We start from the raw sequence: 12,066 nt of genomic DNA on the forward strand, positions 1-12,066 counted from the left end.
CGCCGTTTCGAGGACATCGGTCGGCCACCCGTATTCCACTGTGCGATTCGGCGAGATTTATCGAAGCCCGAGTTAGCGGTACTCTGGAAAATCGTCGAATTAGACCTTCTCGAGCTTGTTACAGGCATAACTCTAGAAATAGCTCTGTCGTCAATAGAGGCAACATTAGCCATGACTGTTCCGATCGTCGGCACGCAGTCGTCACATAGTCCTCGTCCGCAGAGCGATCGACCGAGAGTGCCATAGTATTGTGCACTTTCTACAAAACACTGAAATGCGTTCGGACCCTAGCAGTGCCGATGACCGAACCCACACCCTCGGAGCCGACCGACGACGGTCGCGCGACCCAGAAACCCGTCCAGCTACACGACATGGCCGACTACGACGACCTGCTCGCGGCACACGACCTCGTCTTGCTCGAGTTCGTTACGTCCGGCTGTGGAATCTGTGCGTCGATGGAGCCGGTGCTCAGCGGGGTCGCGCGCAGCGCACCCGGCGTCGTGGCGACGGTGAACGCCGGTCTCGTCCCGGATCTCGCCGCCGAGTTCGGCGTCCAGAGCGTCCCGACGCTCGTCGTCCTGCGCGACGGCGAGGAAGCCGCCCGTCTCGACGACGGGTTCCAGAGCAGTGAAACGCTCGTGGACGTACTCGAGACGCACGCGGCGAACTGACGTCGCCGACGACTGTACCGAAGATCAGATTGCTGCTACTGCTGTACCGGGTTCGGCGCGCCTCCCGAACGAAGTGGTAGTTCCGAACGCCGATCTGTTTTCGTCACGTCTTTTTCGACTACGAGGTTCTCGAGGACGAGCACGTCGAGTCCCATCCCGTAGAAGTCCTTGATCGCCTGCGTCGGCGTCCGGACGATCGGTTCGGCGTGATCGTTGAACGAGGTGTTGAGGACGATCGGTACGCCCGTGATGTCGGCGAACTCGGAGATGAGCCGGTGATAGCGCGGGTGCTGGTCCGCGCGAACGGTCTGGGGGCGTGTCGAGTCGTCGGCCGGATGCAAGACGGCCTCGAGTTCGTCGGTTTTCTCGGGCCTGATATCGTAGGCATCGATCATGAACGGTGCCGAACCGCCGCCGATGAGGTATTCCTCGGCGGCCGACTCGAGCATCGACGGCGCGAACGGCCGCCACTCCTCACGGTGTTTGACGAACCGGTTGACCCGGTCGCGAGACGCGGCGGTGCGGGGGTCGGCGAGGATGCTCCTGGCACCGAGCGCTCGCGGCCCCATCTCCAGCCGTCCCTGGAACCAGCCGACGAGGTCGCCGTCGGCGAGCCGTTCGGCGACGTATCGCTCGAGGTCGTCCGGTTCTCCGTACTCGAGTTTGTTCGTTTCGAGGGTCGAGCGGATCTCCTCGGTGTCGTACTCGGGACCAAAGTAGACGTCCGTCTGGCGGTCGACGGCCGACGGCGGCTGCTGGGACCAGCCCGCACCGAGCGCGAGCCCCGCGTCGTTGGCGACCGGCTGGACGAAGACGTCGTCGACGTGTGGTGACTCGCGGACGCACTTGTTCAACTTGCAGTTCAGCGCGACGCCGCCGGCGATCGCGACGTTCGCCGTGTCCAACTGTTCGACGGCCGTTTCCGCGATACCCACCACGGTTTCCTCGAGCAGTTTCTGGGCGGTGTGTGCGAGGTCTCTCTCCCACTGGTCGAACTCGCCGGGCGTCTCCGTTCGCGACCGGTCGAACGCGTCCTCGAGGATTTCGACGCCGTGGCCGGTTCCCCAGCGCTTCGTCAGTTCGGTGACGTCGTAGTCGGCGCCCGTGTCGATCAACTCACGCAGGACGCCCTCTATCTCCGGATTGTCCTCGCCGTAGGGTGCCAGTCCCATCACTTTCCCCTCGCCGTTGAACATCCGGTAGCCGAGGAACTCGGTCACGACCGCGAAGAAGAGACCGAGACTGTTCGGGTGTTCGTAGGTGTACGCGCGCGTCAGGCCGTCCTCGTCGCCGCGCCAGACGGCCGTCGAGTCGTACTCGCCCTTCGCGTCGACCGTGAGGACGACGCCCTCGTCGAACCCCGACGGGTGGAACGCGCTCGCGGCGTGACAGCGGTGATGTGAAATCGTTTCGATCGGCGGCACCGATGAGCCGATCGACTCGAGGCGGTTCTCGATCTGTCGGGTCGGGACGAACCGACTCCGAACCTGCGTGATGAGCGTCTCCTCGAGTGCAGTGAGTTTTCGTCCGACTCCGGGCGCTCGGATCGCATCAGAAACGTAGTGTGAAGCGATCTTGCCACGGAGTTGCGGCTCGTATGGAAGAAAGATACGATCCAAGTCCGGAAGGGACAGGTTTCGATGGTCGAGACACGCCCGAATCGCGTGTTCGGGAAACGTCTCTGTCGCGTGTTTGTCCCGCGTGTATCGCTCTTCCTCGACGCCGAAGATGGGCGTCCCGTCATCGAAGAGAACGGCGCTCGGGTCGTGCTGGCCGTAGAGCCCGATCGCCGGTTTGAACGCGAGTTGATAGTCAGTCATGGCTCGTGAAAGTAGCGTACTATAATCCAACCCGGGAGACGGCAAAACAACGCTGACGATTTGCTGACCCAGCAAATCGTCGGCACCGTAGTCGTGTTCGTTGTCGACCTGGTGCTGGTGGGCCACTCTCTCACGGCTCTCGACGCGATCGAGCACTCTGCCCGGGACCCGCCCAGCGCGACGCCCGCGAGCAGTTCACCGACCGTTAGTGTCAGATACCGCTCGAGGCGTATTCACGTTTCTCGTCGAAGCTTCTCCGACAGCAGAGAGCTGTAGACCCGATCGAACTGGATACCGGTTCATGAACAAGAAAACTGTTCAATCGGGGCCGGAACCCGCTGGGCCGCACGTTCGTCTTCCAGTTCCCGTTAGCGAACCCGAACTGTGCTGTCACGACGGCCGTCCAGAGCCTTGACGACGGCGTGACCGTTCCACCGACTGCCGACGTTAATTTGCGGCGCAGTTGTTCGGGCCGAGTTCGAGCGCCTCGACGTCGCCGCCGGGTTGCTCCCTGCCCCAGTTGATCTGCTTGATCTCGTTGTAGTTTGCCGGTTCGTCCGCGAGGCTCTCGACGATCGTCTCGACGAACGCTTCCTCGTCGTCGTCCTCGACGTAACTCAGGAGTTCGTTGGTCGTCTCCGCTCGGAGGTCGCCGAGTTCGGTCGCCAGCGGACGAATCGACTCGTCGCTGAAGTGACCCGGAAGGACGACGGTTTCGTCCTCGAGAGCCGTCAGTCGCTCGAGGCTATCGAATAGCCGGCTGGCGGCCTCGCGGACGGCGTCTTCCGAGCTATCCTCGAGGTCGGGGCGGCCGACGCTGCGGAGGAACAGCGTGTCACCGGACAGCAGCGCGTCGCCGAACCGGAACGAGACGCTGCCGGGCGTGTGTCCGGGTGTGTGGAGCACTTCGAGGTCGCGGTCGCCGACGGAAATCGTCTCGCCGTCCGCGAGTTCCGTGACGTCCTCGAGGTCGCCGGCGTCGTCCCCGTGGAGGTAGTAGGGGACGTCGAGTTCGCCGGCGAGTCGACGAGCGCCCGAGACGTGGTCGGCGTGGGCGTGGCTGTCCGCAACGCCGACGATCTCGAGGTCGCGCTCGTCGGCCGCGTTCAGATACTGATCGACGTACTGGCTCGGATCCACGACGACGGCCTCCTCGCCGTCGTGGGCGAGGTACGAGACGCAGCCCGTGCCGGGACGGACGATCTGAACGATGCCGTCGGCGGCGTCGACGTCGTACTGGCGGTGGACGCGACCCCAGCCGTTCATTCCCTTGTCGACCGATTTCGCGTCGAATCCGTGCTCGCGGAGGAACTCCGCGGCCCGCGCCGACGTGATGCCGGCGACGCAGACGACCGCGATCTCCGTGTCTTTCGGGAGCTCGTCTAGGTGCCCCTCCAACGTCGAGTAGTCGTATTCCAGCAGTTCGTCGTAGATCGGGACGTTCGTGCTTCCGTCGATCCGCCACTCCTCGTAGTCGTCTTCGTTCCTGACGTCGAGGACGAAAAGATCAGCTGCATCGTTCTCGGCAATGCGTCGAGCGACCGCTGCCGGATCGAACTCAGTATTGCTCATTACACCCAATTCTATGCGATAGTGCTCCTTAAAGTCGTTGGTCGGGTGTACGCTACGAGACCTAAAAATCACCGGTCCCATTCAGCTGATCTGCCGCTTCGACGGACGATCCGGTTAGCCCTGGGCGGGAACTTCGGTGTCTGCCTCTGCGTGTTCGTACTTGTCCTCGAACTCCTGGATGAGCTGCCCCATCTTCGCGTACCAGTCGTTCAGCATCCGCTGCATGTCGTTCGCGATCTGGGTCGGGTCCGTCGGGTAGTAGACGTGGTAGTAGCCGCCCTGTTCGTAGTTGATCTGCTCTTTCTGAATGAAGCCGCTCTGGAGTAGTCGCTGAATCGAGCGGTACGCAGTGGAGCGCTCGCGGTCGACCCGGTCGGCGACCTCGTCGATCGTCAGCGCTTCCTCGCTCTCGACCAGCACGCGGAAGCAGTCCTTGTCGAGTTGCTTGAGCCCGTGGATGCACTCGAGTAGCCCTTCACACTCCATGTCCTGCTGTAGTTGTTCTGCCATCGAATTTGCCATTGTACTATCTCAAGGTAGGGAACGCGTCGGTATAAGGGTTTTGTGAATATTGTACAATCTCAATGAGGTGGGACCAGAACTGGGTGAGCGGCGTTTATGGCGTCAGTCCGCGGACGTCACAGACGCCTTCGTCTGGGCTCGCATCGTCGAGATCGTGCTGTAGATCACGGCCCCGCTGACCATGAACGCCGAGAGCAGGATCAGGGCGAAGCCGATCGTGTTGAAGATCTCGATCCCGAGGTAGTCGCCGGCCTGCTGGAACGCCACGGCGATCGATCCACCCAGGAGCATCAGCCCGAAGTAGATTTTGATGTCGTCTTCGTTGACGATGCCGGTCGCGGCCGACCCGATTCTGGCGCCCAGCGCGCTCCCCGCGAGCAGCGGCGCGACGATCGAGAGGTCGACACCGCCTTCCATCCCGTAGAGGAACGAACCGATTCCGCCCGAGAAGACGATCTCGAACAGGTCGGTTCCGACCGCGACGGGAACGGGCACCCCGATGAGGTAGAACATCGCGGGCATGCGGATGAACCCGCCGCCGACGCCGAGGAAGCCCGATAGCAGCCCCGTCGCCAACGCGACGCCGAGGACCATCCACAGCGAGACCTTGATTCCGCCCGCGATCGTCATCATCGGCGGGACGTGGTACGACTGGATCTTCTTCGCGATGTCGGGGATCGCGTCCGGATCGATCTCATCGTTCGCGGCCTCGTGGTGGCCGCCGCCGCTATCGTCCTCGCCGTCGTTTTTGAGCGCGTTACGCGTAACGAACACGCCGATCGTGCCCAGCAGGGCGACGTACGTGACGCCGATAACGCCGCTGGCGAGGCCCAGGTCCTCGAGGTAGAACACCCCGATTCGGCCGATCTCGATGCCGACCGACGTTCCGACGATCATCAACCCGCCGAGTTTGTAATCGACCTGTCCCAAGTCGTGGTGTTTCAGCGTCGCTATCACGGCCGTCCCGAAGACGAACGCCATCCCGCTCCCGACGGCGACTCTGGCGGGGTATCCCATCACGAGTAACGCGGGCGTGACGAGGAACGACCCGCCCATGCCGAAGAAGCCGAACAGGACTCCGACCATGAAGCCAAAGCCCACGAACAGTACGAGTGTCATCAGTGCGATTCCGAATAGCTCCATCTATGCGTGTTTGATTTTTTCGACGACTGGCATTGCGACTCGCTCGAGTCCCCCGTACGCCACGTAGAGGACGAACGCTTCGAGGAGGACGGCGCCGACGAGCGCGCCTGCTTGTACTGCTGGCGAATACGCGGCAAGGTCGATCATCGCGATCGACCACCACCGTTCGGTTGTGTGCGTATCATGGTTTTCTACTCAGTATCGACTACCCGGAGGAGGGGTATAACGCTTTTGGGATTCACGCACAATATTACTGTGGTCAATCTCACGGCTAACCTACGGAGATATTCAAATAACTTATGGAGATATATAGTTCGTTCGACGACCGGCCTCTACAGTTCGGGCGCGGTCGAATCGACTACGTCGCGCGGTTCCACCGTTCAGAGCAGCGGAGTGTTAGGGCTGATAGTTGCCGGTGACCGGATCGCCGTCTCCATCGGTCGCAACCGATAGCTCGGATTTGGTATTGGTAACCACAAACAATATTATGGCGTCGGTCCTACGAGTAGTATGAAAGCGATCTGTGCGACCGACCTCTCCGCCGCCAGTGAGGCGACGATCGAGAACGAGACCTGCCTCGAGTGTCTCGGCCGAATCGGCGTCGAGGAGATCCACCTCGTGACCGTGATCTCGTCGAACGTCCACGCGGGCATGCCCGGGATGGACTTCGAGAAACGACGCGAGCAGGCGCTTGGGCGCTACCGCCGCGTCATCGAAGACGCGGGCTTCGACGTCGAATCACACGTCGTCCGCGGCACGCCCCACCGACGCATCAACGGGATCGCAGGGGCGGTCGGTGCCAGCCTCACGGTCGTCGGCTCGCGGGGAAAGAGCCCGCTCGAGAACCGCGTCATCGGCTCGACCGCGCGCAACCTCGCACGGACGACGGTCGTCCCGCTGCTGGTCAACCGGATCGAACGCGAGGCGGACGAGCCGGACGTCGTCCGCGAACACCTGTTTCAGCGGATGCTGTACGCGACGGATTTCTCGGAGAACGCCGAGCGGGCGTTCGAGGCCTTCTCGTATCTCCGTCACGCGACGCGGGAGGCCACGCTGGTTCACGTCGAAACGCCGAAGGATCCGGAACTTCCGGAGGACGCCGACCCCAACGCGCGACTGGCGGAGCTGGCGACCCAACTCGAGGAGTGGGGGATCGAGACGCGAACAGCGGTCCGTCAGGGTGATCCAGCAGACGAGATCCTCGCCGCGGAAGACGAGTACGAGCCGACGTCGATCCTCATCGGCTCGCGCGGGCACAGCAGGCTCCGACGACTGTTGCTCGGGAGCGTCTCCGAAGACATCGTCGCACGGGCGAACGGAAACGTCATGCTCATTCCACCGGACCGAATGGCCTGACGCAGGCTGTGAACCGGACCTGATCGATCAGTGAACCGGTTTGTGCACGCCAGTCATGGTTCTGAATGACCCCGTTCGACGTGTTCATCGTTTCCATTCGGCCGCCCACGCTCGAGACCCTCGAACCCCACTCCGAGTTCGACGACCGGGTGGATTCGGCGTAGCGATCGGCTCGAGCCGTACACGTATCAGGCGAATCGACGTTCTACGCCGGTTGCACAGCGTCACTTCGAGACAGTCGGCGCGATCGACGAGCGATGTGACACCCCTCGAAGATACCCTGTGGGACTATTGATCGATACAGCGTACGGGTCGTATGCGATCGGCACGAAAGATACTACTCAGTATCGGCGGCCTGCTCGTATTGTGGATCGGTTGGGGCGTGTACGTCACCCGAACGACCGACCGCGTTCCGTCGGAGACGCTGGATCGATTCGACGGTGTCGAGATCCGTCGCTATCCCAGAATGGTTCTTGTCGAAACGATGGCCCAGAACGCGCGGACGGCGTTCGGACGCCTCTTTCGCTACATCTCGGGTGCGAACGCACGCGACGAAGACGTGGGGATGACCGCACCGGTGGCGGTTCGCGGTACCTCGATCCCAATGACTGCGCCCGTGCGAACGGGACCCGACGGCGGCGACGTGACGATGGCCTTCTTTCTCCCGCAGACGTACACGCCCGAGACCGCCCCGACGCCGACCGACGCCGACGTTCGGCTCGCCGTCGAATCGCCGCGGACGGTCGCGGTGCGCCGGTTCTCGTGGTACGCAACGGACGAGCGCGTCGCCCGGAACCGGGAGCGGCTCCTCGAGCAACTCTCTCGACTGGATCTCGAGGCGCGCGGCGAGCCGACGCTGCTCCAGTACAACGATCCGTGGACGCCACCGTTCATGCGAACGAACGAGGTCGAAGTTGAACTCGAGGCCGTTCCGGAACGACTTCGTCGCGAGGCTCCCTGATCGGTGCGCTCGGTCATCGAACGATCGTCACTGGCACCGGCGATCGCCGCGTTACGGTTTCGGCGACGCTTCCAAGCAACACCCGCGCGACGCCAGAGCGACCGTGACTGCCCATGATGACATGGTCGACATCGTTCTCATCGACATACTTGAGTATCGTTCGTGCGGGCGGCCCCGTTTCGACTGCGGTTTCGAGTGTAGTCGCCTCGAGAATACCCGCGTCGTCCGCTCGAGTTCGCGCCTGTTCGCCGAGTGCTTCGCCGCGTTCGACGGCCCGATCATGGGCCTGCGCATCGTAGTACCCACCGCCTCCGTAATCGCTGTATACTCCTTCCATTGGATCGACGACGTGTAACGTCGTGATCGTCTCGCCGTCGTAATTCGAAACCGCGTGGTCGAACGCGGCCCACGATTGCTGCGATCCGTCGAGCGCCACCAGTACGTGCGTCGCCATACTGTGAACACGTCGCGAGCGGAGAAAAAACTCCCCCGGAGCGAGCGAGACGATCAGCCGTGCATCGCGTTTCTCGGCCGACCCCGTCACCGAAGGGCGGGAATTATTGCCCGTATCGATGAACAGCACTGTATGTACGACCGCATTCTCGTCCCGACCGACGGACGCGAGAGCACCGAACGGGCGATCGACGAAGCGATCGGTCTCGCCAGCGAACACGACGCCACGCTTCATACGCTATACGTTGTTAACTCGGCTTCGATCGCCCCCGGAATCGACTTCGAGGATCTCGAGGAAGTCGGTCGCCAGGCGGTCGACTACGTCCGCAACCGTGCGACGGCCGCCGGCATCGAGCACGTCGAGGGTGACGTCACCCACGGCCTCCGTCATCGATCGATTATAGCGTACGCCGACGAACGCGATATTGATCTCATCGTCATCGGTCGCCATCGAGAGCTGGACCATTTCGTTCGCGGGAGCGTGTCGAAGCGTGTTTTCGAGGAGGCATCGGTCCCCGTATTACTCGTCGAGTGAACGGGCGCTGCCGGAGGGGTAGCCGCGACCGAACGCGGGCGATCGATCCGAAACTCACGTGACTCGTCGCCGATGCGCTTTCAGAAAGTGATAGAACAACGTCGCAATGAGACACAGTTGTACGACTCCGTCGACGAAGCCCAGCAGGAACAACCGCATGCCGTTGAGCAGCCAGACGATCAGTAACACCGTGATGTAGATCACGCCGACGAGATGCAAGATCGGCCTCCAAAACACGGTGAAAAAGACGACAACCCCCGCGAATAGCCCCGCTCCCAGCAACAGGAAGTGGACCTCCGACAATCGGAGACCGATGTACACGTGTAACGCGCTAGTGAGGGTCCCGAGAACGACGAGGAGAACGCACGCCGGTGTCCACTCGATCTGGCGCCGGATCGCCCGTCCGGAAGCGGGCTTCAGATCACTCATTCCACTCGGTGTTTCGAGATGACGTTCAAAGAAAGTAGTCTTTCGAGAGATTTCGTCAGCGCGTCCGAAAACCCGGGCGGATTCTCGAGCCAATCGGAACGCTGCGGGTTCTGATACCGTCGCGGAACAGGCCGTCCGGCGTCGGTGCCGGTGACGGTCGTTCGGCGAGAGTTCGTTCCGAACCCGCCGCGTCACCGTTCTCGCTTCCGACATCGTTCGGAAGACGAAAGTGTACCAGTCCGTGGGAATACAGCATGGTTTTTAGCGCGATCCAGTCGATTACCCCGCTACGAGAGGCTATGACTAGATGTCCAATCACCGATCGAGACGTCGTCGAACGATGCGCGTGTGATCCGGGCGATATTCTCGGTCTTCTCGCGGATGCTCGTCGCCGCGCCGTGGTTTCCGCTCTCGAAGCGGCAGAAGACGACTGGACGGATTTCGACCGATTGGTCGCCGTGTTGTCCAAGGGGACTCCCGACGTGAGCGCCGAGACGTGGCGTATCGAACTCCACCACGTTCACTTCCCCGCGCTCGAGGCCCGTGGTGTGATCGAATACGATAGCCGCACCGAGATAGTCCGATACTACCGCTGTGATTCGGTAACGGACGTTCTCACCGCCGTCGAAACGTGTTGTGATCGTCGTTGAGTCCCACGCCGGTCTCAGTTGATAGTCGCACGGTGTCGTTGTCCGGAGTTGGCCGCGAAAATCGCGTTCAGTATCGGAGGGCGATGTACTGCTGGGAAAGAAATTCCAATGAGACATAGCAAGAACGGCGTGCTGAGAGGATACGTACAGTACGACCAGTCACTGGTCGTCCCGTGGCATCTGAGCTACCACACCCCCTCCCAGATATGGGGCGTCATCACTTGCTGGCACGACGCTTGGTGAACGCCCTGACTGCAAAAAGGACGTACAGTGCCCCGACTATCCGTACGCCGTTGGTGAATCGAGGATTCCACTCGACCTTGTCTGGGTCCTCGTAGAGCACGGTGATGGCAAACCGACGGTACAGCTGTGGGAACAGGAGGACAACAGCACCGAACGCCCCTGTGAGATCCATCATCCGGGCATACGCCCGTCCGCCGGCCAAACTGGCGATAGTCACGACAATCCCCTCTGCCCGTATTCCTGACCTGACCCCCGGTTTCGTCGGACATTCATCGGGGTTTTCGACGGCAACGGCTTCGAAGACGTCGAGTATTCTATCCGGAACCAGTACTGTGAGAATCCCGAGGACACCGATGACAGCTCGGAACATAGTGGCTTGATACGTTTGGGACGGATATAATCGTCCGGTGCAGTTCCGACGAACCGATAGTAACACGGCTGCATTTCTTCGGTCGACGCCGTTTCCGAACGGGGCGATTCCGCCCCCATCAGTATTATAAGCCACTGCAAGTCATTGCACGCCTGTTCGACCGACAGCTGTCCGATCAGTGTGTGACTCGTTTCAGTGGCTACTATATTCTGCACACCGTACGCGGGGCCGTATTCAGATTGGTTAATTTCACACGTACGCGTAGATCTGGAGCCACGTTTCGGCGGTATTCGGTTCGGCGTTTCTGAAGCAATTTCCGAACTGGTAGGTTCGTCGTTCTACTTCTTGAAAGAGATGTTCGACGGCGTTCCGATGTCCGTGTGTCTCGTGTCGAAATCGGAGGCCGTGTCGGTTGCGTGCAGCTTTCAGTCAGGGTCCGAAATCGACGAGAAACACGGCGTTGTCGACATCCTGTTTCTCGGTGAGTTCAGAGCGAACGATCGAGGTAACACCCTCTTTTCGCGTCGAAAACAGCCTGAAGTGGAGAAAATCGTTCGTTTCGGGATCGACAACAGCGTACAGCCAGTCGCGCTGATCGTCGAGCTGGATCACGGTCTCGTCGAGCGCGATGTGATCCGACTGGGAACCGTCTGTCGGCTGTCCGTCGGCCTTTTGGACCCACTTGTGAACAGTCGAACGCCCTCGTTCGACACCGAAGCACTCTTAGATAGAGACAGTATCTAAAAGTGATAATCCGCACAACTGGAGCTGGATACTGAGTTCCATGAGCTCGCGCGGTGTCTGCTCGCGCTCCACAAAATCTAGCTCGATCCCGATGCTATAGTAGCCACTGAAACGATTCACACACTGATCGGACAGCCATCGTTCGATCAGGCGTGCAATGACTTTCAGTGGCTACTATAGATCCGTCGAGGCGGTCGAATTCTGCCATAGCACAACGAATTCCACCGCCTCACTCCTTCACACTCTACTCTGAACAACGCCACTGGGGTTACTTACCGTTTCGGGACGGACGTTTGGGTGATGGACGACACCATCCTGACCGACGGGAACGCCGACTCGGACGGAGCCGCGACCGACATGATCGTCATGGCGACCCCCCGGGCTGAGCCGGCATCAACGAGCACTTTTTCGGAGTGCAATCCTACGGGTTGTCCGGCGGCCGATTGTTCCCGCCCTGACGAACAGCTAGCATGAGCGTTCAAGGGCTTTGCCAGATCTGCGAGGCCGCCCCCGCTGAACACCGCTGTCGACGGTGTGGGGCATTGGTCTGTCCGACCCATTACGACGAGGCAACGGGGCTCTGTACCGAGTGTGCGG

14 protein-coding genes and 1 pseudogene are annotated in these 12,066 nt (G+C 61.1%); 6 read left to right on the forward strand and 9 right to left on the reverse strand.

All coding sequences use genetic code 11. The features are described from left to right. Window positions 1–299: 299 nt before the first annotated feature. Window positions 300–671, forward strand: a complete 372-nt coding sequence (locus tag ACEWFR_RS20600; RefSeq protein ID WP_374062811.1) for a thioredoxin family protein — start codon at window positions 300–302, stop codon at window positions 669–671. A gap of 35 nt (window positions 672–706) precedes the next feature. Here ACEWFR_RS20600 and ACEWFR_RS20605 read toward each other — a convergent pair whose 3' ends face one another. The 5 genes from ACEWFR_RS20605 to ACEWFR_RS20625 form a co-directional block, all read right to left on the reverse strand. Further along, on the reverse strand, window positions 707–2,491 hold the full coding sequence (locus tag ACEWFR_RS20605; RefSeq protein ID WP_374062812.1) for a carbamoyltransferase: 1,785 nt from the start codon (window positions 2,489–2,491) through the stop codon (window positions 707–709). Between the two features lie 447 nt (window positions 2,492–2,938). Next, window positions 2,939–4,063: an MBL fold metallo-hydrolase gene (locus tag ACEWFR_RS20610; RefSeq protein WP_374062813.1), complete on the reverse strand. Its 1,125-nt coding sequence runs from the start codon at window positions 4,061–4,063 to the stop codon at window positions 2,939–2,941. 114 nt (window positions 4,064–4,177) lie between these two features. Then, window positions 4,178–4,585, reverse strand: coding sequence for a helix-turn-helix domain-containing protein (locus ACEWFR_RS20615; protein WP_374062814.1), 408 nt, complete (start codon window positions 4,583–4,585; stop codon window positions 4,178–4,180). A gap of 102 nt (window positions 4,586–4,687) precedes the next feature. Then, window positions 4,688–5,728, reverse strand: a complete 1,041-nt coding sequence (locus ACEWFR_RS20620) for a sulfite exporter TauE/SafE family protein (protein WP_374062815.1) — start codon at window positions 5,726–5,728, stop codon at window positions 4,688–4,690. Further along, the gene (locus tag ACEWFR_RS20625; protein ID WP_374062816.1) at window positions 5,729–5,875 is read right to left on the reverse strand and encodes a hypothetical protein; all 147 of its coding nucleotides are present in this window, start codon (window positions 5,873–5,875) and stop codon (window positions 5,729–5,731) included. Between the two features lie 363 nt (window positions 5,876–6,238). Between ACEWFR_RS20625 and ACEWFR_RS20630 the strand changes: the two genes are divergently transcribed. Further along, window positions 6,239–7,084, forward strand: coding sequence for a universal stress protein (locus tag ACEWFR_RS20630; RefSeq protein ID WP_374062817.1), 846 nt, complete (start codon window positions 6,239–6,241; stop codon window positions 7,082–7,084). Window positions 7,085–7,400: 316 nt separating this feature from the next. Beyond that, entirely contained in the window at window positions 7,401–8,045 is a 645-nt protein-coding gene (locus ACEWFR_RS20635; RefSeq protein WP_374062818.1) for a heme-binding protein, read from the forward strand. 13 nt (window positions 8,046–8,058) lie between these two features. Here the strand turns inward: ACEWFR_RS20635 and ACEWFR_RS20640 are convergent, their stop codons facing one another. Beyond that, window positions 8,059–8,499, reverse strand: a complete 441-nt coding sequence (locus ACEWFR_RS20640; RefSeq protein ID WP_374062819.1) for a universal stress protein — start codon at window positions 8,497–8,499, stop codon at window positions 8,059–8,061. Between the two features lie 132 nt (window positions 8,500–8,631). Here ACEWFR_RS20640 and ACEWFR_RS20645 point away from each other — a divergent pair, with 132 nt between their 5' ends. After that, window positions 8,632–9,033, forward strand: a complete 402-nt coding sequence (locus ACEWFR_RS20645; protein WP_374062820.1) for a universal stress protein — start codon at window positions 8,632–8,634, stop codon at window positions 9,031–9,033. Between the two features lie 54 nt (window positions 9,034–9,087). Here the strand turns inward: ACEWFR_RS20645 and ACEWFR_RS20650 are convergent, their stop codons facing one another. Continuing rightward, window positions 9,088–9,462 (reverse strand): hypothetical protein, encoded by a 375-nt coding sequence (locus ACEWFR_RS20650; RefSeq protein WP_374062821.1) that lies wholly within the window; start codon window positions 9,460–9,462, stop codon window positions 9,088–9,090. Between the two features lie 299 nt (window positions 9,463–9,761). Between ACEWFR_RS20650 and ACEWFR_RS20655 the strand changes: the two genes are divergently transcribed. Next, window positions 9,762–10,112 carry an ArsR family transcriptional regulator gene (locus ACEWFR_RS20655; RefSeq protein ID WP_374062822.1) on the forward strand — a complete coding sequence of 117 codons (351 nt, stop codon included), beginning with the start codon at window positions 9,762–9,764 and terminating at the stop codon, window positions 10,110–10,112. Window positions 10,113–10,329: 217 nt separating this feature from the next. Here the strand turns inward: ACEWFR_RS20655 and ACEWFR_RS20660 are convergent, their stop codons facing one another. Next, complete coding sequence (locus ACEWFR_RS20660; protein WP_374062823.1) at window positions 10,330–10,725, reverse strand: hypothetical protein; 396 nt, start codon at window positions 10,723–10,725, stop codon at window positions 10,330–10,332. Between the two features lie 249 nt (window positions 10,726–10,974). Next, window positions 10,975–11,589: pseudogene (locus ACEWFR_RS20665) on the reverse strand (IS6 family transposase). A gap of 180 nt (window positions 11,590–11,769) precedes the next feature. Between ACEWFR_RS20665 and ACEWFR_RS20670 the strand changes: the two are divergent. Beyond that, the gene (locus ACEWFR_RS20670; protein ID WP_374062824.1) at window positions 11,770–11,943 is read left to right on the forward strand and encodes a hypothetical protein; all 174 of its coding nucleotides are present in this window, start codon (window positions 11,770–11,772) and stop codon (window positions 11,941–11,943) included. Window positions 11,944–12,066: the final 123 nt, after the last annotated feature.

Origin of the sequence: Natrinema sp. H-ect4 (genome assembly GCF_041894845.1) — an archaeon.
GTDB lineage: Archaea > Halobacteriota > Halobacteria > Halobacteriales > Natrialbaceae > Natrinema.

Excerpts from the sequence above, each read along its gene's own strand:
- ACEWFR_RS20600 (WP_374062811.1), top strand. The coding sequence starts at position 300 with ATGACCGAACCCACACCCTCGGAGCCGACCGACGACGGTCGCGCGACC.
- ACEWFR_RS20605 (WP_374062812.1), bottom strand. The coding sequence starts at position 2,491 with ATGACTGACTATCAACTCGCGTTCAAACCGGCGATCGGGCTCTACGGC.
- ACEWFR_RS20610 (WP_374062813.1), bottom strand. The coding sequence starts at position 4,063 with ATGAGCAATACTGAGTTCGATCCGGCAGCGGTCGCTCGACGCATTGCC.
- ACEWFR_RS20615 (WP_374062814.1), bottom strand. The coding sequence starts at position 4,585 with ATGGCAAATTCGATGGCAGAACAACTACAGCAGGACATGGAGTGTGAA.
- ACEWFR_RS20620 (WP_374062815.1), bottom strand. The coding sequence starts at position 5,728 with ATGGAGCTATTCGGAATCGCACTGATGACACTCGTACTGTTCGTGGGC.
- ACEWFR_RS20625 (WP_374062816.1), bottom strand. The coding sequence starts at position 5,875 with ATGATCGACCTTGCCGCGTATTCGCCAGCAGTACAAGCAGGCGCGCTC.
- ACEWFR_RS20630 (WP_374062817.1), top strand. The coding sequence starts at position 6,239 with ATGAAAGCGATCTGTGCGACCGACCTCTCCGCCGCCAGTGAGGCGACG.
- ACEWFR_RS20635 (WP_374062818.1), top strand. The coding sequence starts at position 7,401 with ATGCGATCGGCACGAAAGATACTACTCAGTATCGGCGGCCTGCTCGTA.
- ACEWFR_RS20640 (WP_374062819.1), bottom strand. The coding sequence starts at position 8,499 with ATGGCGACGCACGTACTGGTGGCGCTCGACGGATCGCAGCAATCGTGG.
- ACEWFR_RS20645 (WP_374062820.1), top strand. The coding sequence starts at position 8,632 with ATGTACGACCGCATTCTCGTCCCGACCGACGGACGCGAGAGCACCGAA.
- ACEWFR_RS20650 (WP_374062821.1), bottom strand. The coding sequence starts at position 9,462 with ATGAGTGATCTGAAGCCCGCTTCCGGACGGGCGATCCGGCGCCAGATC.
- ACEWFR_RS20655 (WP_374062822.1), top strand. The coding sequence starts at position 9,762 with ATGACTAGATGTCCAATCACCGATCGAGACGTCGTCGAACGATGCGCG.
- ACEWFR_RS20660 (WP_374062823.1), bottom strand. The coding sequence starts at position 10,725 with ATGTTCCGAGCTGTCATCGGTGTCCTCGGGATTCTCACAGTACTGGTT.
- ACEWFR_RS20670 (WP_374062824.1), top strand. The coding sequence starts at position 11,770 with ATGGACGACACCATCCTGACCGACGGGAACGCCGACTCGGACGGAGCC.